The organism is Actinomadura geliboluensis, from assembly GCF_005889745.1.
Classification (GTDB): domain Bacteria; phylum Actinomycetota; class Actinomycetes; order Streptosporangiales; family Streptosporangiaceae; genus Spirillospora; species Spirillospora geliboluensis.
In genome coordinates this window covers 1-19,301 of sequence record NZ_VCKZ01000151.1, presented here as the reverse complement: position 1 = coordinate 19,301, position 19,301 = coordinate 1, and the positions used below count along the sequence as shown (strand labels likewise).

Below are 19,301 nucleotides of genomic sequence, written 5' to 3'. Positions count from 1 at the left end.
GGACGGGACGGGGCGGGAGCCGGCGCCGGTGGTGCTCGGCGCCGGGGAGGTCGCGGACGAGCCGCAGCGCGTCGGCGAGGAGGCGGAAGGCGCGGTCGGGGTCGGGTTCGGCGGCGGCGGTCTCGCGGAGGCGCAGGGCGGTGTCGAGGCGGTGCCGGGCCTCGGCGGCGAGCGCCTCCTCCTCCGGCGGCTCCGCGCCGGGGCCGGGCGGCGGGATCTTCGCCGCGTCGGCGAGCTCGGCGGCGGCGTAGACGTCGCCCGCGTCGAGGAGCGCGCGCAGCCGGCCCGCGGGGCCGCCGCCGGTGGCCGGGCCGCCCTCCCGGACGAGCGCGAACACCAGCCGGCGCGCGTCGCCCTGGTCGATGCCGAGGTCCTCGACCGCGTGCCGCAGCAGCGCCCGCTCCGAGGCCCGCTGCCGCAGCCGCTCGCGGAGCCGGTCGGTCACGTCGAACAGCAGCAGGGCGTGCGGGTCGGCGTCCGAGCGGAGCGCGGCGAGGACGGTGTCGGCGTGGGTGGTGCTCGTGTCGCGGCTGCGGCGCGCCCACTCGGCGCCCGCCGCCGCGACGGCGTCCCGGTCCAGGCGCGGGCCGCCGCCCGGCGCGGCGAAGCCGTCCAGGACGCGGATCGGCCCGGTCAGCCGCGCGCCGAACAGGAAGTCGGCGAGGTGCCGCTTGCCGAGCACGTCCAGCGACTCGCGCACCTTCCGGTACGCCGGGTAGGGCGCGGCGGCCGGCAGCGGGTCGGGCTCGCGGATCTCGATGCCGTCGGCGGCGGCCAGCCCGGCCAGCTCCGCGCGGGGCACGCCGCCGGTGCGGGCGATGCCCTCCAGCTCGGCGGGCGCCGTCATGCGCAGCGCCCCGGCGGCGTCGGCGAGGCGGGCGCGGGCCTCGCCGCGGCGCCGCTCGGTGCGCTCGGCGCCGCCGCGCAGCCGCTGCGCCAGGGGGCGCGGGTCGCCGCGCTCGGCGGCGGCGAACAGCGGCGCCAGCTCGCGGTGCTCGGCCTCCAGCCGGTCGATCAGCTTGCGGTACTTCAGCTGCCCGCGGGCGCGCCGCCAGCACTGCCGGACCTGCTTCACCCGCGCCGCGACCGCCGCCCCGGCGAGTGCGTCGAGCGGAGCGTCCAGCGCGTAGCGGACGCGCAGGTCCTCGGGCGGCTGGTCGCCCGCCGCCCGGGCGGGCTCCAGCACGTCCCGCCGGTAGTCGTCGTCGAACGTCACGGGCGCCTCCGGGCGGCCGGCCGGCCGCTCAGCTCACCTGGACCCGGGAGAGGGCCTTGCGGGACCGCTCGACCTCCTCCTCCGACATGCCGCCGACGTCCACCTTCAGCTCCAGCCGCTCGCCGGTCTCCTTCTCCACGGCCGTGACGTTCAGCAGCCCGGAGGCGTCGAGCGCGAACGTGACGCCGATCGGCCAGCCCGCCTTCTTGCCCGGCGGGACGCGGATCTCCCCGGTCGCGATCTCGGTGTTGTCGATCAGGTCGGCGGACTCGACGACGCCGGCCTGCTCCATCACCCGGATGTCGGCGGACGCCTGGTCGTCGTAGACGGTGAAGAAGTCCTCGGTCTTCGCGGCGGGCAGCGCGTCGTTGGCGTGCACGAGGTGCGCCACCGTCTCGGCGCCGGTCTCCCGGTCGACCACGACGATCCCGAACGCGTGCGAGGCGACCGTCTTGATCTGCCGCCCGGCGATCTGCTTCTGCTGCTCGGCGGACAGGCCCGCCCGGCTCGCCATCTCCTCGGCGCGGTCGGCGGCGCCCTCCCGGACGAGCCGCCGGTAGGTCTCCTCGAACGCGTACAGGGCGGCGCCCTTGGCGACCGCGAGGTCGGGGTCCTGCAGGCGGGGGGACAGGCCGAGCTCGGTCTGCAGCCGCGCCGCGACCACCGGCATCTTCGTGGACCCGCCGACGAGGACGAGGTCGTCGTAGTCGTCCACGCCCTTCTCGGCGGCCGTCGACAGCGTCCGGCCGGTGATCTCCACGGTGCGGTCGAGGAGGTCCTTGGTGAGCTCCTCCAGCTTCTCCCGCGTCACCTCGACCGCCGCGACCCGCCCGGCGTGCATCACCCGCACCGTCTGGGACGTGCGGGTGGTGAGGGCCTTCTTGGCGTCCTCGGCGTCGCGGCGGAGCTGCTGCTCGGTCTGCTTGTCGTCGAGCGGGTCGCCCGCGTCGGGGTGCTCCTCGCGGAACCGCTCGGCGAGGTGCTCCACGAGCCGCGCGTCCCAGTCGGCGCCGCCGAGCTCGTGGTCGCCGTCGGTGCACACCACCTCGATGTGGCCGTCGCGCAGCGTGATGACGGTGGTGTCGAACGTCCCGCCGCCGAGGTCGTAGACCAGGATCGTGCGGTCCTGCTCGGGGTTCAGCACGCCGTAGGTGATCGCGGCGGCGATCGGCTCGGACACGATGTCGATGACGTTCAGCCCGGCGATCCGGCCCGCCTTGCGGGTCGCGTCGCGCTCGGCCGCGCCGAAGTAGGCGGGCACGGTGATGACGACGTCGCGGGCGTCCTCGCCGGTGGTGGTGCGCGCGTCCGTCGCGAGCTTCAGCAGGATGAACGCCGACACCTCCTCCGGCGTGAAGTCGATCCCGTGGACGGGCCGCGTCACGTCGCGGCCCATGTCCCGCTTGACCAGGCTGACGACGTTGTCGGGCTCCAGGACCGCGGTGTCCTTCGCGGTGGCGCCGACGACGACGTTCTCGCCGCTCTCGAAGAAGACGACGGACGGCGTGGTGTCGGTGCCCTCCAGGTTCCGCAGGACCGAGGGCCGCCCTACGTCGTCGATCGAGGCAATGCAGGAGTACGTGGTTCCGAGGTCGATCCCGTAGACAGCCATGTCCCTCTCACCTGTCGGTCCCGAGTCCTGAGTTCATCGTCTCGCCGCGCTCCGCCCCGTCGCGGCCCGCTCCCTCGCGGCTCCCCTGGGCGGCCCTGCCGGCGGGCTCCCGGTCCTTCGCGCCCGCGCCGTCCTTCGCGCCGGCGCCGCCGGCGTCCCGGTCGAGCTTGCCGACGCTGACCGCCGCCTTGCGCAGCACCTTGCCGCCCTGCTCGAAGCCGTCGGACTGGACGGCGGTGACGGTGCCGTCGGCCAGCGGGTCGGCGACGGGCGTGACCGCGACCGGGCGGTGCCGGGAGGCGTCGTAGGGGGCGCCGGGCTCGACCGTGAACCGCTCGACGCCGAGCCGCGCCAGCGCGTCCGCGACGTCGTCGGCGAGCGCCGCCAGCAGCAGCGCGGTCTGGCCGGGGTCGGGCGGCTCGGCGGCGCCCGGCGCGGCGAGCCGCCCGGACTCGCGGCGCGCCTGGTCGTGCACCCGGTACAGCGCGGTGCGGACGGGCTCCAGCAGGTGCTGCAGCTCCCCGCGCCGCAGCCGCTGGTTCTCCTCGTGCAGCCGGTCGATCACCGCCTCGCGGTGCGCCGCCCGCTCGTGCTCGCGGTCGAGCCGCGCGGCGAGCCCGGCCAGGGCGTCCCGGACGTCGGCGCGGAACGCCGCGCCCTCGTCCCCGTCCCCGCCGGCGCCCTGCTCCGGCTCGGCCCCGGAGCCATCGTTGACTGGGGGTTCCCCGTCCCTCGACACGTGCAGTCACCTTAATGCTGGACGGCGTGCGTATGACAGGTCTGACGATGACCTTGTCTGGACTCTAGTTTGACGCGTGCCCGTCATTCCAGCACCGACTCTTGCCGCTTCTCTTTCTCTGGCCGACACGTAGGGGTAACACCGGGGAAACGGCCCTCGCCCAGACTGATGGCTCGGACGGACCCCGCTCCTGGGGAAACGGCTCGCGGGGAACCGCTCGCGGGGAGACTGGAGGTGGCGATGTTGCTGCGGATACGCGTCCGGCTGCCGGACCGGCCGGGGACGCTCGGGCAGGTGGCCCGCATCCTCGGCGCGGCGGGCGCCGACGTCGTGCAGATGGCGGTGCTGGAGCGCGGCGTCGGCCGGGCGATGGACGACTTCACCGTCGCCTGGCCCGCGGGAGCGGGCATCGAGCGGCTGGTGGAGGGCCTCGGCTCGGTCGCCGGGGTGGACGTCGTCGGGATCTGGCCGACGCTGGAGCCGCAGGGCGCCTTCCCGGACGCGGCCGTGATCGGGCAGGTCGCGGCGGTCCCCGAGCGGGGCATGGAGATCCTCGCCGACGCCGTCCCGGCCCTGCTGAGCGCCGACTGGGCGGGGCTCGCCGAGCCCGCCGGGGAGGGCGCGATGCTGCTCGTGCACGCCAGCGTCGGCGGCGTGCCGGGCGCGGCCCTGCCGGACCTGGAGCCGCTGCGGCCGCGCGCGTTCACCGCGCCGGACGGCACCCAGTACGCGGTCTGCCCGCTCGCCCTGGGCGCGGTCGCGCTGGTCGCCGCCCGGACGGGCGCGCCGCCGTTCCACCGCACCGAGGTGTTCCGGCTGGAGCAGCTCGCGGGCGCCGCCGACGCCGTGCTGTACGGGGCGCCCGCCGGGCAGTCCGCGTCCTGACCTGGCCTTTCGGGCGAAGCGGTCCTAGAGTCGCAGAACAGGATCCTGCCGCGCTCCAGGAGGTGGCCCATGGCCGCGCTGCTCCGCCCGTACGCCGACGCCAAGCCGGACGAACCCGCCCTCACCGACGAGCACGGAAGCACCACGTGGCGGGAGCTGGACGCCAGGACCGGCCGGCTGGCGGACGCGCTGCGCGGGCTGGGCCTGGCCGCCGGCGACGCGATCGCGATCCACTCGGGGAACCGGCGCGAGTACTTCGAGCTGATGTGCGCCGCCGGCCACATCGGGCTCCGGTACGTCATGGTGAACTGGCACTGGACGGCCGACGAGCTGCGCTACGTCCTGACCGACTCCGGCGCCCGCGCCCTGTTCTCCGAGGACGCGTTCGGCGGGACGGCCCGCGAGGCGTCCGCGGGCCTCGACCTCGCGGCCCGCGTCGCGTTCGGCGGCGCCGTCGAGGGCTTCACCCCCTACGAGGAGTTCCTCGCGACCGGGGAGCGTGAGGAGATCGCCGACCCGGTGATGGGCTTCCCGATGTTCTACACCTCGGGCACCACGGGCCGCCCGAAGGGCGTGAACCGCAAGCAGCTCGGCGCCGGCGCTCCGATCGAGACGGCGAGCCTCATCGGCGACGTGTTCGCCGAGGTGCTGCGGATCCCGCCGGACGGCCGGTCGCTGCTCGTCGGCCCGGTGTACCACTCGGCGCAGTGGCTGTGGTCGCTGGTGTTCCTGCTCCGGGGCCGGTCGGTGGTGATGCGGCGCGACTTCGACCCGGCCGCGGCGCTGCGGCTCATCGACGAGCACGCCGTCACGAACGTGCACCTCGTCCCGACCCAGTTCGTCCGGCTGCTGCGGCTGGACGAGGAGGTCCGCGCGGCCTTCGACGGGTCGAGCCTCGCGGCGGTCTGGCACGGCGCCGCGCCCTGCTCGCCCGAGGTGAAGCGGCAGATGATCGACTGGCTGGGGCCGGTCGTGCACGAGTACTACGGGTCCACCGAGGCGTCGGTGAACAGCGTCATCACCGCTGAGGAGTGGCTGAAGAAGCCCGGCAGCGTCGGCCTGCCGCTGCCGACGACGGAGGTCCACGTCCTGCGCGAGGACGGCTCGCCGGCCGCGCCCGGCGAGCGCGGCCGGATCTACTTCCGCTACACCAGCGGCGACGACGTCGAGTACTGGGGCGACGAGGAGAAGACCCGCTCGGTGCACCGCGCCGACGGGCTGTTCACCACCGGCGACGTCGGCTACCTCGACGAGGACGGCTACCTGTTCCTCGCCGACCGCGCCATCGACATGATCATCAGCGGCGGGGTGAACATCTACCCGGCCGAGATCGAGGGGGTGCTGATCACCCATCCGGCCGTCCGGGACGTGGCGGTGTTCGGCGTCCCGGACGAGGAGTTCGGCGAGCAGGTGAAGGCCGCCGTCGAGCTCGCCGGCGGCGCCGCGCCGTCCGAGGCGCTCGCCGGGGAGCTGATCGAGCACGTGCGCGCGTCGCTCGCCGGGTACAAGGCGCCCCGCTCGGTCGACTTCGTCGAGGAGATGCCGAGGACCCCGACCGGCAAGCTCTACAAGCGGCTGCTCCGCGACCCGTACTGGGCGGGCCGGGAGCAGAAGATCTGAGTCAGTCCAGCAGCGCGAGGACCGCGTCCAGGCCGGTGAGGCACGCGTCGGAGCCGAGCCCCTGGGCGACGGTCGCCGCCGCGGCCGTGCCCCAGCGCGCCGCCTCCGGGACGTCCTTCCCGTGCGCGAGCCCGGTGATGAACCCGGCGCAGTACGCGTCGCCGCAGCCGGTCGTGTCGACGACCTCGACCGGCAGGGCGGGCAGCCGGTGCACGCCGCCGGCGGTCGCGACGAGGCTGCCCTCCGCGCCGAGCGTGACGACGACCGTGCGCGGGCCCTGGCCGAGCAGCGCGGCGGCGGCCTTCTCCGGGTCGCTCTCCCCGGTCATCGCGGCGGCCTGCTCCTCGTTCGGCAGGAAGTGGTCGACGTGCGGGAGGAAGGCGGCGGCGCCGGCCAGCAGGTCGGGCAGGTTGGACAGCAGGTCCATCGTGACGACGGTGCCGGTGCGGCGGGCGGCGCCGAGCATCTCGAAGAAGGCCGGGTCGTTGAGCCCGAACGTGACGTCCGGCCCGCCGAGGTGCACGAAGCCCGCCGCGCCGAGCAGCCCGGGGCCGACCGCGCCGGTGGTGAGGGTGAGGTTCGCGCCGGGGACGTGGAAGCTCGGCCGCCCGCCGTCCGGCCGGATCGGCAGGATCGACGCGCTGGTCTGGTCGGCCGTCCGCCGGACGAGCCCGGTCGCGTCCACCCCGTTCCGTGTCATGATCGCCACGAGCAGGTCGCCGAGGTCGTCGTCGCCGATCGCGCCGACCGAGATGACGTCGTTGCCGAGCCGGGCGAGCGCGACGGCGGTCCCGGCGGCGGCGCCCGCGGCGGTGGCGCGGATCTGCTCCACGACGACGGTGTCCTGCCCGTCCGGGATGCCCTCGACGGGGCGGGCGAGCACGTCCAGGATGTGCGCGCCGAGTGTGACAACGGTCATGACAGGCCCCTTAATGATCGTCAGGGCCGTAGCGTACGCAATGCGGCCGGGGAACGTGAGAGGTATTCGCATGTTGTTGAACGATGAACGGCGCGAGCTGTGCGCCATCGGCCGGCGGCTCGCCGGGACCGGCCTCGTGACGGGCGCGTCGGGCAACATCAGCGTCCGCTCGGGCGACCTCGTCGCGGTCACGCCCGGCGGGATGATGCTCGACCGGATGGAGCCCGCCGACTGCCCGGTGGTGACCCTGTCCGGCCGGCTCGTCGAGGGGGAGCGGGCGCCGTCGTCCGAGACGCCCATGCACCTCGCGCTCTACGAGGCGACCCCCGCCGCGGCGATCGTCCACACACACTCGACCTACGGCGCCGTGGTCGCGACGACCATGTCCGAGCTGCCGCCGATCCACTACAACACCCTGCTGCTGGGCGGTGTGGTGAAGGTCGCCGAGTACGCCACCTACGGGACGCCGGAGCTGGCGGAGAACGTCCGGAAGGCCATGGCGGGCGGCAAGCGCGCGGCGCTGATGGCCAACCACGGCGGGGTCGCCATCGGCCGCGACCTGGACGAGGCGTTCGAGAACGCGCGCCTCCTCGAATGGCTGTGCGGCGTCTACGTGCGGGCCAGGACGATCGGGGAGCCGCGGATCCTGACCGAGGAGGAGCTGGCGAAGGTGGTCGAGCGCGGCCTCACGCCGCCGGAGTTCCCGCGTGTAACCTAACGCTTGTTAGGTTGTCTCCGGGAGGCCCGCTTTGCCCTTCGTCCTGATCGACAAGCCGCGCCCGCACATCACCCTCATCACCCTCGACCGGCCCGAGCGCATGAACGCGATGGCCTTCGACGTGATGGTCCCGTTCCGCGAGGCCCTCGAAGAGGTGAGCCGCGACAACGGCACCCGCGCCGTCGTGGTCACCGGCGCCGGGCGCGGCTTCTGCTCGGGCGCCGACCTGGAGAACCCCGGCGACATCCCCGGCATCGACGGGCTGACGCTGCCGACCATCGCGCTGCGCTCCATGGAGCTGCTGGACGACGTGGTCCGGGCGATGCGCCGCGTCCACCAGCCGGTGATCGCGGCCGTCAACGGCCCGGCGATCGGCGGCGGGCTCTGCCTGGCGCTGGCCGCCGACATCCGGCTCGGCTCCGACACCGCGCTGTTCCGCGCCGCCGGGATCAACAACGGCCTCACCGCGAGCGAGCTCGGCCTCAGCTACCTGCTGCCGCGCGCGATCGGCTCGTCCCGCGCCTTCGAGCTGATGCTGTCCGGCCGGGACGTCGACGCCGCCGAGGCCGAGCGCATCGGGCTGCTGTCCCGCGTCGTCCCCGGCGACAAGCTCCTCGACTCCTGCTACGACCTCGCCGAGCGGATCGCCGGGTTCAGCCGCCCCGGCGTGGAGCTGACGAAGCGGATGCTGTGGTCGAGCCTGGACGCCGCGAGCCTCGACGCGCACATGGGCCAGGAGGGCCTCGCCCAGCTCTACGTCCGCCTCACCACCCGCAACTTCGAAGAGGCGATCAAGGCCCGCAAGGAGCACCGCCCGCCGGACTTCCAGGACTGAAGCGGACCTCCGGGACTGAACGTGGCAGGGTGAGGGGGTGCCGAAGCTTCCACCGGACGAGGCGCGCCGGCTGCTGGCGACCGCCCCCGTCGCGCGCCTGGCGACCGTGGGCGAGGACGCGCGCCCGCACCTCGTGCCGGTGACCTTCGCCGTGCACCGGGGCTCGGTCTACACGGCCGTCGACCACAAGCCGAAGAGCAGCCGCGACCTGCGGCGGCTCGCCAACATCCGCGCCAACCCGCGCGTCGCGCTGCTGGCCGACCACTACGAGGACGACTGGGACCGCCTGTGGTGGGTCCGCGTGGACGGCCGCGCGGCCATCGTCGACGACCCCGCGCGCATGGCCGAGCCCGTCGCGCTCCTCGCGGACCGCTACGCCCAGTACCGCGACCGCCCGCCCGAGGGCCCGGTCATCGCCGTCACGATCGACGCCTGGACGGGCTGGTCCGCGTCCTGAGCAGGCCCGGCGGGGTCAGTCCCAGGCTTCGCCGATCTTCGCCAGGTCGGAGGCGTACTCGATGCGGGTGCGCCACTCGTCCGGCCAGGCGTCCATGCCGAGGTGCGCGCCCGCGAAGGAGCCGGCCAGGCACGCGATCGAGTCGGAGTCGCCGGAACTGGCGGCGCCGCGCCGGATCGCCTCGACCGGCTCGTCCGGGAACAGCAGGAAGCACAGCAGCCCGGTAGCGAGCGCCTCCTCCGCGATCCAGCCCGCGCCGGTGACCTCGCAGGGGTCGGACGCCCGGTCGCCGCGGGCGACGGCCTCGTCCAGCCGGTCGAGGACGGCCAGGCACTCGTCCCAGCCGCGCGCGATGAACGTCTCGGGGGCGTCCATCCCCGGCTGCTTCCACAGGTCGCCGAGCCAGCGCCCGTGGTACGTCGTGCGCTGCTCGTGGCAGCGGGCGCGGAGCGCCGCGGGCAGGTCGGCGGGGGCCATGCCGTCGGCCAGCCACCGGACGGCGAACGCGGTCAGCTCGCTCGCCGCCAGCCCGGTCGGGTGGCCGTGGGTGAGGGCGGCCTGGAGCTGGGACGCCCCGGCGCGGGTCTCGTCCGTCAGGCCGGGCGCGAGGCCCACCGGCGCGACGCGCATGTTGGCGCCGCAGCCCTTGGAGCCCGCCACCGTGGCCTTCACCCAGGGCCGCCCGGCCTCCAGGTTGCGGCAGGCGCGCAGGCACGTGTTGCCGGGCGCGCGGTTGTTGTCGGGGCTGTTCAGCCAGTCGATGAACCGGCGCCGCCACATCGGGATGATCAGGTCGGGGGTGAACGGCGGGTTCGCCAGGGCGTCGAGGAGGGCCAGGCCGACCGCGATCGCCATCTGCGTGTCGTCGGTGACGAGCGCCGGGTCGCCGTTGAGCTGCGTGGGCCCGTGGTCGCCGAAGCGCCGGCGGATCTGCTTCATGGTGAGGAACTCGGTCGGCGCCCCCAGGGAGTCGCCGTACGCCAGCCCGAACATCGCCCCGCTCGCCCGTCTCATGGCGGGCATTCTTCCTCAACCGGGCTCAACCGGCACGCTGGAAGCGGCCCGGCGTCATGCCGTAGCAGCGGACGAACCAGCGCGTCAGATGGCTCTGGTCGGCGAAGCCGGTGCGGGCCGCGACGTCCCCGGCGGCGTCGCCCCGGGCGAGGAGGCGGCGCGCGGCGCGCAGCCGGAGCTGCCGCTGGTAGTCGCTCGGCGCCATCCCGTACTCCCGCCGGAACGCCCGGTACAGCGCGAACCGGCTGCAGCCCGCCGCCGCGGCCAGCTCGTCGGCGCCGACGTCGTCCAGGTACGCCTCCTCCAGGCGCCGCCTGGCCCGCTCGGCGACGCCGCCGGCCTCCGACACGCGCGAGCGCCGGGTGGCGGCCCGGGCGACCATCGCGCCGACCGTCGCGGTCAGCAGCTCGTCCCGCCGCAGCGCCGTAGCGCCGCCGAGGAGCGCCGCGTGCAGGCCGCGCAGGTTCCGCGCCAGCACGGGATCCTCGACGACGGGCGAGCCGAACAGCGGGAGCCCGGCCGCCCGTCCCGCGATGTCGGCCAGCACGTCCGCGACCCGCCCGGGGCCGATGTGGACGATCCGGTAGGTGAAGCCCAGCTCGTCGGCGGCGTGGCCGTCGTGCGGGTCGTCGGGGTTGAACGCGATGACCATCCCGGCCGCGCTGGTGTGCGCGCCGCCCCGGCAGCGGAACGCCTGGTAGCCGTCCTCGGTCACGCCGAAGGAGTACGTCTCGTGGCTGTGCCGGTGGTACACGTGCCGCTCGAAGTGGGCGTGCATCGCCTCCAGGGGGCGGTCGGGCGACCGCCAGTACCGGCTCCAGTCCACGCGTCCCAGTGTCGCGCACGAGCGTTCAAGACGGGCCGCCGCCCGCCGGGGCACCCTGTCCGGCATGCGTTTCGACACCAAGATCGGGATCGTGGTCCGGGACGACCTGGCCGCGTGGCAGCGGCTCAACGTGACCGCGTTCCTCGCCGGCGCGGTGGCGGGCGGCGTCCCCGGCGTGATCGGCGAGCCGTACGAGGACGCGTCCGGCAACCGGTACCTGGCGATGTTCCGGCAGCCCGTGCTGGTCTACGAGGCGGACACCGCCGCGATCGCGCAGACCCACGCGCGCGCCCTCGCCCGGGGGATGGACATCGCCGTCTACATCGAGGACATGTTCAAGACCGGCCACGACGAGGCGAACCGCGCGACCGTCCGCGCCGTCACCGCCGGCGAGATGCCCCTGGTCGGGTTCGCCGTGCACGGGCCGAAGAACGGCGTGGACAAGGTGCTCAAGGGGTTGCGGCTGCACCCGTGAGCCCGGCGAGGGCGGCGAGCCGCTCGCGGTGCCGGTCCGGCGCGCCGAACAGCTGCCGCGACCCCTGGGCGCGCTTGAAGTACAGGTGCGCGTCGTGCTCCCAGGTGAAGCCGATGCCGCCGTGCAGCTGGATCGCCTCGCCCGCCGTGTGGAAGTAGGCGTCCGAGCAGTACGCCTTCGCCAGCGCGGCCGCGGCCGGCAGCTCCTCCGGGGCCTCGTCGGCGGCGGCCGCCGCGTTCAGCACCGCCGACCGCGCCGACTCCACCAGCACGAACATGTCCGCGCACCGGTGCTTGATCGCCTGGAACGACCCGATCGGGCGGCCGAACTGGTGCCGGACCTTCGCGTACTCGACCGTCATGTCCAGGGTCCGCTGCGCGCCGCCGAGCTGCTCGGCGGCCAGCGCGACCGCCGCGACGTCCAGCGCCCTGAGCAGGGCCTCGCGCCCGCCGACCCTCCGCGCCGGGACGCCGTCGAACTCGATCCGGGCCAGCTTGCGCGTCTGGTCGAGCGTCACGACGGGCGTCCGGACGAGGCGCGGGACGTCCTCCACGGCGTAGAGGCCGACGCCGTCGGCGCCGCGCGCCGCGACCAGGACCACGTCGGCGATGTGGCCGTCCAGGACGAAGTTCTTGGTGCCGCTGACCGCGCCGTCCTCGAACACGGCCGCCACGTCGCCCGGGTCCCAGGACCCGCCGTCCTCGGCCACCGCCAGCGTCGCGATGGCGGAGCCGTCCGCGATGCCGGGCAGCAGGTCGTGCCCGCCCTCACCGGCCTCCAGCGCCGCCGCCGCGGTGATCGTCGCGAGGAAGGGGGCGCACACGACCGCCCGCCCCATCTCCTCGAACACGACGGCCAGCTCCCGCACCCCGAACCCGGCGCCGCCGTGCTCCTCGGCGATCGCGAGGCCCTGCAGCCCGAGCTGCTCGGCCATCTGCGCCCAGACCTTCGGGTCGTAGCCCGCGGCCGTCTCCATCAGCCGCCGCACCTCGGCGGCGGGGGACCGGTCGGCGAAGAAGCGCCGCAGCGCGTCGCGCAGCTCCCGCTGTTCCTCGGTGACGACGAGCTTCATTCCGGCGGCCTCCCACACGCGTCCCAGTCGTACCGGGCCATGGTGCCGCGCGCCGCCGGCCCGGTTCACCGGGGTTCCCATCCAGCGGGACGGTCAGGGGGCCCAGTCGTGCGGCCCGAGCACGTAGCCCTCGCTGGTCGAGTGCAGGTGGTTGATCGACACCAGATGGCCGAGCGCGGCCCACAGATCCTCCTCGGGCGCCTCGACCAGCGCCCCGATCGTCTCGAAGTCCGCCGCGCCGCGCTCCTTGTCGATCTCCGCCACGGTCTCGTACACGATCAGCTCGAAGTCCGACAGCTCCTGGACGTCCCCACGTCCGACATCTCGCTCATCCATAGACAAAACGTGCCCACTGGGACTCGTTCTATGGGCCCGGAGCGGCACCTCTGTCACGCGGCCCGGTGCATCGCCGTCTTCCTGGGGAAGCCATCTCCGGGAGGTCATTCATGAGAGCTGTACGCATACACAAGAGCCCCGACGGCGACGGCGAGGGCCTGGTCCTGGAGGACGCGCCGCGCCCCTACGCGGCCACCGGCGACGTCGTCGTGCAGGTGCGCGCGGCGGGGTTCGTCCCCGACGAACTCGACTGGCCCGGCACCTGGGTCGACCGGGCCGGGCGGGACCGGACGCCGTCGGTCCCCGGCCACGACGTCGCCGGCGTGGTCGCCGACGTCGCCTACGGCACCGCCGGGTTCGCCGTCGGCGACCGCGTGTTCGGCCTGACCGACTGGCACCGCGACGGCGCGGCGGCCGAGTACGTCGCCGTCGAGGCGCGCAACCTCGCGCCGATGCCCGCGTCGCTGTCCTTCACCGAGGCGGCCGCCCTGCCACTCGCCGGCCTGACGTGCTGGCAGGCGCTGTTCGTCCACGGCGGGCTGCGCGCGGGGCAGACCGTCGTCGTGCACGGCGGGGGAGGCGGCACCGGCAGCCTGGCCGTCCAGCTGGCCCGCGACGCGGGCGCGCACGTCATCGCCACCGGCCGGGCCCGCGCCGCCGAGGTCGCGCTGCGGATGGGCGCGCACGCCTTCGTCGACGTGGAGAGCGAGCGCTTCGAGGACGCCGTCGAGCCCGTCGACGTCATCTTCGACACCATCGGCGGCGACCTGCTCGCCCGCTCCGCGAGCCGGATCAGGCCGGGCGGCGCGCTGGTCTCGATCACGGCCCCGCCGCCGGTCGAGCCGCCGGACGGGCGCGCCGTCTTCTTCATCGTCGAACCCGACCGCGGCCAGCTCGCCGAGCTCGCCGAGCGGGCGGAGGCCGGCCGGCTCCGCGCCCATGTCGGCGCCGTGTACCCGCTGGCCGAGACCCGCGAGGCGTTCGAGGCCAAGCAGCGGGGCGTCCCCGGCAAGGTGGTCATCGAGGTCTGACGCGCGGCCGGCCGCGAGCAGCGACGCGCGGCCGGCCCGCCCCTCTCAGGCGTCCCGCTCGAGGAAGAAGTCCCGGACGTCCGCGGAGAGCAGCTCCGGCACCTCCATCGCGGCGAAGTGGCCGCCGCGGTCGAACTCCGACCAGTGCCCGATGTCGTAGAGCCGCTCGGCCAGCGGCCGCACCGACTGCGTGATGTCGTGCGCGAACACCGCCACGCCGACCGGCACCCGGCACGGCGCGGCCTGCCCCCGCGGCGCGTCGTGGTGCAGCCGCGCCGAGGAGGCCGCGGTGGCGGTCAGCCAGTACAGCGAGACGTCGGTCAGCATCCGGTCGTCGTCGACCGGTGTGGCCGGGTCGGTCCACTGCGCGAACCGCTCGGCGATCCAGGCCAGCTGGCCGACCGGCGAGTCGGTCAGCGCGTAGCCGATGGTCTGCGGGGTGAGGGCCTGCAGCGCCTGGTAGGGCGGGCGGTTCGCCATCAGCTTCCGGACCGTGTCCAGCCGGGCCTCGTCGGCCTCGGTCAGCGTGACGCCGGCGTCCGGGTCCGGACGGGTCGGCAGGTAGTTGACGTGCACCCCGACGACCCGCTCGGGCGCCGCCGCGCCGAGCGCCAGCGAGATGCCGGACCCGAAGTCGCCGCCCTGCGCGCCGTAGCGCTCGTACCCGAGCCGGTGCATGAGCTCCGCCCAGGCCCGCGCGATCCGGGGGACGCCCCAGTCGCGCTCGTGGGTCGGCCCGGAGAACCCGTAGCCCGGAATGGACGGGATCACCAGGTGGAAGTCCCGCGACAGCGGCTCGATCACGCCGAGGAACTCCAGGAACGACCCGGGCCAGCCGTGCGTGAGGATCAGCGCGAGCGCGTCCGGCTTCGCCGACCGCACGTGCACGAAGTGGATGTTCTGCCCGTCGATCTCGGTGGTGAAGTGCGGCAGCTCGTTGAGCTCGGCCTCGTGCTCGCGCCAGTCGTAGCCGGTGCGCCAGTACTCGGCCAGTTCCTTGAGTCGCGCCAGCGGGAAGCCGTAGTCCCACCCGGCGCCCTCGACCTCGTTGGGCCAGCGGGTGCGGGCGAGCCGGTCGGCCAGATCGTCGAGGTCGGCCTGCGGAACGTCGATGCGGAACGGCTTGATCATGATCGCGACTCCCCGGATGCGGACGGCCAAGTGTTGGCCAAACCAATGTTGGTCGCGCCAACGCTAACACAACTCGTTGGCCGGGCCAACGATTGACTCGGGGCGGTGCTCGCCGCCGGCCGCTTCGGTAGGTTGCGGGGATGCTGGTTCGGGTCACCGGAATCGTCGTCGAGGACGAGCGCGTCCTCCTGCTCGACCAGGCCACCGATACCGGGCGGTCGTGGTCGCTGCCCGGCGGGAAGGTCGAGGAGGGCGAGCCCCTGGCGGACGCCCTGGTCAGAGAGATGCGCGAGGAGACCGGCCTGGACGTCGAGCCCGGCCGGCTGCTCTACGTCTGCGACCACCTGCCGGACGGAGGCGCCCACGTCCTGCACATCACCTTCGAGGCCCGCCGCCTCGGCGGGACGGCCGGGGACGTCGCCGGCGGCGACACCAGGGAGATCCGCGGGGTGAGGTTCGTGCCGCTCGGCGACCTGGCGGCGCTGGGGTTCGGCGAGCGGTTCGCGGAACTGGCCCGCGCCGGGTGGCCCGGCGCGGGCTCCTACATGGGCGCCAAGAGCAACATCGGGCTCTGATCACTGGGCGGTCCAGCCGCCGTCCACGGTGAGGCGCTCGACCTGCTCGACTTGCTCGCCGCCACCCGGCGTCAGCCGTAGCGCTTCAGTTCGTGGAAGAAGTCGGGGACCGTGTGCAGAGCGCCCGACGACTTGACCTGGTCGTAGACGTACTTCGCGACGGCCAGGTCGAGGACGCCCAGGCCGAAGGGGGAGAAGACCACCGGCTTGCCGGCGGGCGGGGTCGTCGCCCCGGTGAGGACGTCGTAGAGCGTGCCGGCGACGAAGTCGCGGTTGCCGACCTTCTGCTCGGCCAGGTGCGGGGACGTGTTGGCCTTCATGCAGTGCTCGACGTCGTCCACGACGTTGTAGGCCGACAGGATGATCTCGGGGGAGAGGTCGCGCAGCGACACGTTCAGGACGAGCGGGCCGTGCGCGAACCAGGCCGGGTCGTGGACGTGCGGCTCGCCGGCGACGGTGGCGAAGACGATCAGGTCGGACGCGCGGATCAGCGACTCCGCCGAGTCGTGGATCGTGATCTCGCCCTTCTCCGAGCGCTCCAGGTACTCCTGGAACCCCTCGGCGTGCTCGCGGGAGAGGTCGTGGACGCCCAGCTCGTCGAACGCGAAGCCGTTGCCCGCCAGGTAGGTGTGGATGTAGCGGGCGATGAGGCCGACGCCGATGAAGCCGACGCGGCGGGGGCGGTCGCCGCGGGCGTCGGCGAGGGCGGCGGCGGCGAGGGCGGCGGAGGCGGCGGTGCGGGCCGCGGAGATGATCGAGCTCTCCAGGCACGCGAACGGGTAGCCGGTGTCGGCGTCGTTGAGGATCAGCACGGCCGAGGCGCGCGGGATGCCGCCCGCGACGTTGCCGGGGAAGCTGGAGATCCACTTGATCCCGTGCACGCCGACGTCGCCCTTGACCGAGGCGGGCAGGGCGATGATCCGGTCGGACGGGCGGTCCGGGAACCGCAGGAAGTAGGAGTCGGGGTTGACGGTCAGCCCCTCGCCGTGCAGCCGGTAGGCCGCCTCGACCATCCGGGTGACCTGCTCCTCGCGCCCGGCGACGGCCTCGTGGACCTGCGCGCCGGAGACCACGGCGAATGCCGGAACCTGCGTCATGGTGGAAAACTCCGTCTTTTCTCGATGATCAGTCGCCGAGGATACCGGCGGGGTCTGCGAGCAGGTCGCCGAAGTGCTCGCGCACCCAGCCCTCCGCGTAGATGGAGTCCAGGTAGCGCTCCCCGAGGTCGGGGGCGATCGCCACGGCGACCGGGTCCTCGCCGGGGTACTTGGCGTCCAGCCAGCGGGACGCGCCGGACACGACGGTGCCGGTGGAGCCGCCGAACAGGAACCCGCGGGCGGCGAGGGCGTGCACGGTCCGGATGGTGTCGGGCTCGGCGACGTGCACGACGTCGTCGATGAACGACTCGTCGACCAGGGCGGGCTTGCTGCTGGTGCCGAGGCCCGGCACCATGCGCCGCTCGGGGATGCCGCCGAAGGTGACGGAGCCGACCGCGTCGACCGCCACGATCGTGACCGGGCGCCGGTGCTCGCGGAAGTAGCGGGCGCAGCCCATCAGGGTGCCCGTGGTGCCCGCGCCGACGAAGAGAACCTCCAGGTCGGGGAACTCGCGGTCGATCGCCGGCGCGGTCCCGCGGTAGTGCGCCATCCAGTTGTTGCGGTTGGCGTACTGGTTCAGCCACACGTACCGCTCGTCGGACTCGCACAGGCTCCGGACGTAGGCGATCCGGCCGCCGAGGTACCCGCCGTTGGCGTCCCGGTCGGAGACGACCCGGACCTCGGCGCCGAGCGCCCGCATGACCCGCATCGACGCGGGGTTGCAGCGCGGGTCGGTGACGCAGACGAACCGCAGGCCGCGGCTCGCGGCGATGAGGCTGAGCGCGATCCCGAGGTTGCCGGACGACGACTCGACGATCACCGAGCCGGCGGTGAGCGCGCCGTCGCGCTCGGCCGCCTCGACCATCGCGGCGGCCGCCTTCAGCTTGACCGAGCCGGCGAAATTAAAGCCCTCGCATTTCAGGTAGAGCGGCCGTTTTATAACGGGCCGCAGATCGACGTAAAGGTCGTCGACATTGAATTCCTGCGGCGAGGTGATTATCGGCACGCGTCCACCCTCAAATGAAGAAACAATTCCCTCATCTTCCCCCGAGTTCGCCGCCGGGCTTCACGCCAGAGCCATGCGGAGCCTCACCGTACCCGCGAGCAAGTTGCCGTCGCAACCCCCTGATTACTCGTTGGTAGGTTGGAATGCGAGATGCTTCTGGCAGGCGCCGGACATAAGCTATGGCTCCGCTTGTATTGCTGTTACAGCGGAGTGGTTCTACATCACGGAGAGTAATGATGACTGCTCGCGGACCCGCCGCGGACCGGCTGCTGCCCACGGCCGGGCTGCCCGCCCTGGACGTGCCCGCGGCCGAGGCGGCGCGGGCCCGGGAGCTGGCCGCCCGGCACGGGATGCTCCGCGAGCGGGAGGTCGACCTCGGCGACCCGGTCATCACGCGGGTGGAGCGGTTCGCCGCCGAGCGGGACCGGCCGGCGGTCGCCGACGGGCCCCGCACGCTCTCCTATGCCGAGCTCGCCGCCGAGGCCCGCCGGCTCGCCGCGCTGCTGGCGGCGGAGGGCGTCGAGCCCGGCACCGTCGTCGGCGTCGGCGGCGGCCGCCGCGCCGAGGTCATCGCCGCGTTCCTGGCGATCGAGCTGGTCGGCGCCCTGTACGTGCCGGCGGACGAGACGTGGCCCGCCGGGCGCGTCCGCGACGTCCTCGCCGCTGCCGCCGCCGGTGCCCGCCTGCCCGCTCTCGCCGTCCGCCCGCCCGGTTCCGGAACCGGAACTGCGCGAGCGGCTCGTCAGGTCCCTCACCGACGACCCTCCCCTTCCCGACTGGCAGCCGTTCACCACCGCCGAGGAGCTGCGGAAGGCGGTGTCGGCCGCGGCGGAGTCGCTGGCGGACAGCCGCCCGGCGGCGTACGAGGTGCACTACGGCACGAGCGCCACGGACCCCGTGGCCGCGGTGGAGGAGGTCCTGGGCCTGCGCCCTCGTCCGCGAAGTCCGTACACGTCCGGGCCCTCACTCGAAGGCGTCCGGTCGGGCACGCCCTCAACACGACAGGAGTAGCAATGGCGGAAGAAACAGGCACCAACGTCCACGGCACGTTCAAGGTGAAGCGTGGTCTCGCCGACATGCTGAAGGGCGGCGTCATCATGGACGTCGTCACGCCGGAGCAGGCCAAGATCGCTGAGGACGCCGGGGCCTCGGCGGTCATGGCGCTGGAGCGGGTGCCCGCCGACATCCGCCGGGACGGCGGCGTCGCGCGGATGAGCGACCCGCAGATGATCGAGGGCATCAAGGCCGCGGTGACGATCCCGGTCATGGCCAAGTGCCGCATCGGCCACTTCGCCGAGGCGCAGATCCTTGAGTCCCTGGGTGTCGACTTCATCGACGAGAGCGAGGTGCTGACCCCGGCCGACGAGGCGCACCACGTCGACAAGTGGGCCTTCAAGACGCCCTTCGTCTGCGGCGCCACCAACCTGGGCGAGGCGCTCCGCCGCATCAGCGAGGGCGCCGCGATGATCCGCTCGAAGGGGGAGGCGGGGACCGGCAACGTGGTCGAGGCCGTCCGGCACCTGCGGTCGATCACCGGGGACATCCGCCGGATCACGCAGGCCGACTCCGCGGAGCTGTACGACTGGGCCAAGCAGCTGCGCGCGCCGGTCGAGCTGGTCCGGGAGATCGCCGAGACCGGCGCGCTGCCGGTGCCGCTGTTCTGCGCGGGCGGCCTCGCCATCCCCGCGGACGCGAGCCTGGTGCTCCAGCTCGGCGCGGAGGCGGTCTTCGTGGGCT

The 19,301-nt window shown here is 73.9% G+C and carries 19 protein-coding genes and 2 pseudogenes; 10 read left to right on the top strand and 11 right to left on the bottom strand.

Annotated elements, in window-relative coordinates; all coding sequences use genetic code 11:
* The 3 genes and pseudogenes from ETD96_RS20890 to grpE form a co-directional block, all read right to left on the bottom strand.
* Nucleotides 1-1,216 (bottom strand): annotated as a pseudogene (locus ETD96_RS20890) (hypothetical protein); the annotation flags it as partial.
* A 28-nt stretch (nucleotides 1,217-1,244) separates the two neighbouring features.
* Nucleotides 1,245-2,828 carry an Hsp70 family protein gene (locus tag ETD96_RS20885; protein WP_138638150.1) on the bottom strand — a complete coding sequence of 528 codons (1,584 nt, stop codon included), beginning with the start codon at nucleotides 2,826-2,828 and terminating at the stop codon, nucleotides 1,245-1,247.
* 7 nt (nucleotides 2,829-2,835) lie between these two features.
* A complete protein-coding gene (gene grpE, locus ETD96_RS20880; RefSeq protein WP_205719375.1) occupies nucleotides 2,836-3,567 on the bottom strand; it encodes a nucleotide exchange factor GrpE in 732 nt (243 codons plus the stop codon).
* Nucleotides 3,568-3,807: 240 nt separating this feature from the next.
* Here grpE and ETD96_RS20875 point away from each other — a divergent pair, with 240 nt between their 5' ends.
* Both ETD96_RS20875 and ETD96_RS20870 read left to right on the top strand, forming a co-directional pair.
* On the top strand, nucleotides 3,808-4,452 hold the full coding sequence (locus tag ETD96_RS20875) for an ACT domain-containing protein (RefSeq protein WP_138638154.1): 645 nt from the start codon (nucleotides 3,808-3,810) through the stop codon (nucleotides 4,450-4,452).
* Nucleotides 4,453-4,521: 69 nt separating this feature from the next.
* Nucleotides 4,522-6,072 (top strand): AMP-binding protein, encoded by a 1,551-nt coding sequence (locus tag ETD96_RS20870; RefSeq protein WP_138638149.1) that lies wholly within the window; start codon nucleotides 4,522-4,524, stop codon nucleotides 6,070-6,072.
* 1 nt (nucleotide 6,073) lies between these two features.
* Here the strand turns inward: ETD96_RS20870 and ETD96_RS20865 are convergent, their stop codons facing one another.
* The gene (locus tag ETD96_RS20865) at nucleotides 6,074-6,991 is read right to left on the bottom strand and encodes a carbohydrate kinase family protein (RefSeq protein WP_138638148.1); all 918 of its coding nucleotides are present in this window, start codon (nucleotides 6,989-6,991) and stop codon (nucleotides 6,074-6,076) included.
* A 70-nt stretch (nucleotides 6,992-7,061) separates the two neighbouring features.
* On the opposite strand from ETD96_RS20865, the gene ETD96_RS20860 reads away from it, so the two are divergent.
* From ETD96_RS20860 to ETD96_RS20850, 3 genes are read left to right on the top strand one after another with little or no spacing between them, the layout of a single operon-like run.
* Nucleotides 7,062-7,709 carry a class II aldolase/adducin family protein gene (locus ETD96_RS20860; RefSeq protein WP_138638147.1) on the top strand — a complete coding sequence of 216 codons (648 nt, stop codon included), beginning with the start codon at nucleotides 7,062-7,064 and terminating at the stop codon, nucleotides 7,707-7,709.
* A gap of 31 nt (nucleotides 7,710-7,740) precedes the next feature.
* The gene (locus ETD96_RS20855) at nucleotides 7,741-8,544 is read left to right on the top strand and encodes an enoyl-CoA hydratase (protein ID WP_138638146.1); all 804 of its coding nucleotides are present in this window, start codon (nucleotides 7,741-7,743) and stop codon (nucleotides 8,542-8,544) included.
* A 37-nt stretch (nucleotides 8,545-8,581) separates the two neighbouring features.
* Nucleotides 8,582-9,001: a TIGR03668 family PPOX class F420-dependent oxidoreductase gene (locus ETD96_RS20850; RefSeq protein WP_138638145.1), complete on the top strand. Its 420-nt coding sequence runs from the start codon at nucleotides 8,582-8,584 to the stop codon at nucleotides 8,999-9,001.
* Nucleotides 9,002-9,016: 15 nt separating this feature from the next.
* On the opposite strand, the gene ETD96_RS20845 is transcribed toward ETD96_RS20850, so the two are convergent.
* A complete protein-coding gene (locus ETD96_RS20845) occupies nucleotides 9,017-10,015 on the bottom strand; it encodes an ADP-ribosylglycohydrolase family protein (protein WP_240807925.1) in 999 nt (332 codons plus the stop codon).
* Nucleotides 10,016-10,040: 25 nt separating this feature from the next.
* Nucleotides 10,041-10,841 (bottom strand): AraC family transcriptional regulator, encoded by an 801-nt coding sequence (locus ETD96_RS20840; protein ID WP_240807923.1) that lies wholly within the window; start codon nucleotides 10,839-10,841, stop codon nucleotides 10,041-10,043.
* 64 nt (nucleotides 10,842-10,905) lie between these two features.
* On the opposite strand from ETD96_RS20840, the gene ETD96_RS20835 reads away from it, so the two are divergent.
* Nucleotides 10,906-11,316 carry a DUF2000 domain-containing protein gene (locus ETD96_RS20835; protein WP_138638144.1) on the top strand — a complete coding sequence of 137 codons (411 nt, stop codon included), beginning with the start codon at nucleotides 10,906-10,908 and terminating at the stop codon, nucleotides 11,314-11,316.
* On the opposite strand, the gene ETD96_RS20830 is transcribed toward ETD96_RS20835, so the two are convergent.
* Both ETD96_RS20830 and ETD96_RS20825 read right to left on the bottom strand, forming a co-directional pair.
* Nucleotides 11,291-12,469, bottom strand: coding sequence for an acyl-CoA dehydrogenase family protein (locus tag ETD96_RS20830; RefSeq protein WP_240807921.1), 1,179 nt, complete (start codon nucleotides 12,467-12,469; stop codon nucleotides 11,291-11,293). The genes ETD96_RS20835 and ETD96_RS20830 overlap by 26 nt on opposite strands.
* A gap of 12 nt (nucleotides 12,470-12,481) precedes the next feature.
* Nucleotides 12,482-12,724 (bottom strand): hypothetical protein, encoded by a 243-nt coding sequence (locus ETD96_RS20825; RefSeq protein ID WP_138638143.1) that lies wholly within the window; start codon nucleotides 12,722-12,724, stop codon nucleotides 12,482-12,484.
* A 110-nt stretch (nucleotides 12,725-12,834) separates the two neighbouring features.
* Between ETD96_RS20825 and ETD96_RS20820 the strand changes: the two genes are divergently transcribed.
* On the top strand, nucleotides 12,835-13,755 hold the full coding sequence (locus ETD96_RS20820) for an NADP-dependent oxidoreductase (protein ID WP_138638142.1): 921 nt from the start codon (nucleotides 12,835-12,837) through the stop codon (nucleotides 13,753-13,755).
* 45 nt (nucleotides 13,756-13,800) lie between these two features.
* Here ETD96_RS20820 and ETD96_RS20815 read toward each other — a convergent pair whose 3' ends face one another.
* Nucleotides 13,801-14,886, bottom strand: a complete 1,086-nt coding sequence (locus tag ETD96_RS20815) for an epoxide hydrolase family protein (RefSeq protein WP_138638141.1) — start codon at nucleotides 14,884-14,886, stop codon at nucleotides 13,801-13,803.
* A gap of 140 nt (nucleotides 14,887-15,026) precedes the next feature.
* Between ETD96_RS20815 and ETD96_RS20810 the strand changes: the two genes are divergently transcribed.
* Nucleotides 15,027-15,461, top strand: coding sequence for an NUDIX domain-containing protein (locus ETD96_RS20810; RefSeq protein ID WP_138638140.1), 435 nt, complete (start codon nucleotides 15,027-15,029; stop codon nucleotides 15,459-15,461).
* Nucleotides 15,462-15,532: 71 nt separating this feature from the next.
* Here ETD96_RS20810 and sbnB read toward each other — a convergent pair whose 3' ends face one another.
* Nucleotides 15,533-16,558 carry a 2,3-diaminopropionate biosynthesis protein SbnB gene (sbnB, locus tag ETD96_RS20805; protein WP_138638139.1) on the bottom strand — a complete coding sequence of 342 codons (1,026 nt, stop codon included), beginning with the start codon at nucleotides 16,556-16,558 and terminating at the stop codon, nucleotides 15,533-15,535.
* Nucleotides 16,559-16,586: 28 nt separating this feature from the next.
* The gene (sbnA, locus tag ETD96_RS20800) at nucleotides 16,587-17,564 is read right to left on the bottom strand and encodes a 2,3-diaminopropionate biosynthesis protein SbnA (RefSeq protein WP_138638138.1); all 978 of its coding nucleotides are present in this window, start codon (nucleotides 17,562-17,564) and stop codon (nucleotides 16,587-16,589) included.
* A 179-nt stretch (nucleotides 17,565-17,743) separates the two neighbouring features.
* Here sbnA and ETD96_RS47930 point away from each other — a divergent pair.
* Nucleotides 17,744-18,184, top strand: a pseudogene (locus ETD96_RS47930) (AMP-binding protein); the annotation flags it as partial.
* Nucleotides 18,185-18,577: 393 nt separating this feature from the next.
* Nucleotides 18,578-19,301 (top strand): pyridoxal 5'-phosphate synthase lyase subunit PdxS (pdxS, locus tag ETD96_RS44935; RefSeq protein ID WP_171069147.1); only part of this gene is annotated, 724 nt, incomplete at its 3' end.

What these genes read in the sequence shown, in the direction of transcription:
- ETD96_RS20820 (WP_138638142.1), top strand. Translation starts at nt 12,835, where the DNA reads ATGAGAGCTGTACGCATACACAAGAGCCCCGACGGCGACGGCGAGGGC.
- ETD96_RS20870 (WP_138638149.1), top strand. Translation starts at nt 4,522, where the DNA reads ATGGCCGCGCTGCTCCGCCCGTACGCCGACGCCAAGCCGGACGAACCC.
- sbnB (WP_138638139.1), bottom strand. Translation starts at nt 16,558, where the DNA reads ATGACGCAGGTTCCGGCATTCGCCGTGGTCTCCGGCGCGCAGGTCCAC.
- ETD96_RS20885 (WP_138638150.1), bottom strand. Translation starts at nt 2,828, where the DNA reads ATGGCTGTCTACGGGATCGACCTCGGAACCACGTACTCCTGCATTGCC.
- ETD96_RS20815 (WP_138638141.1), bottom strand. Translation starts at nt 14,886, where the DNA reads ATGATCAAGCCGTTCCGCATCGACGTTCCGCAGGCCGACCTCGACGAT.
- ETD96_RS20830 (WP_240807921.1), bottom strand. Translation starts at nt 12,469, where the DNA reads ATGGGAACCCCGGTGAACCGGGCCGGCGGCGCGCGGCACCATGGCCCG.
- ETD96_RS20865 (WP_138638148.1), bottom strand. Translation starts at nt 6,991, where the DNA reads ATGACCGTTGTCACACTCGGCGCGCACATCCTGGACGTGCTCGCCCGC.
- ETD96_RS20835 (WP_138638144.1), top strand. Translation starts at nt 10,906, where the DNA reads ATGCGTTTCGACACCAAGATCGGGATCGTGGTCCGGGACGACCTGGCC.
- ETD96_RS20845 (WP_240807925.1), bottom strand. Translation starts at nt 10,015, where the DNA reads ATGAGACGGGCGAGCGGGGCGATGTTCGGGCTGGCGTACGGCGACTCC.
- ETD96_RS20825 (WP_138638143.1), bottom strand. Translation starts at nt 12,724, where the DNA reads ATGGATGAGCGAGATGTCGGACGTGGGGACGTCCAGGAGCTGTCGGAC.
- ETD96_RS20810 (WP_138638140.1), top strand. Translation starts at nt 15,027, where the DNA reads ATGCTGGTTCGGGTCACCGGAATCGTCGTCGAGGACGAGCGCGTCCTC.
- ETD96_RS20875 (WP_138638154.1), top strand. Translation starts at nt 3,808, where the DNA reads ATGTTGCTGCGGATACGCGTCCGGCTGCCGGACCGGCCGGGGACGCTC.
- ETD96_RS20860 (WP_138638147.1), top strand. Translation starts at nt 7,062, where the DNA reads ATGTTGTTGAACGATGAACGGCGCGAGCTGTGCGCCATCGGCCGGCGG.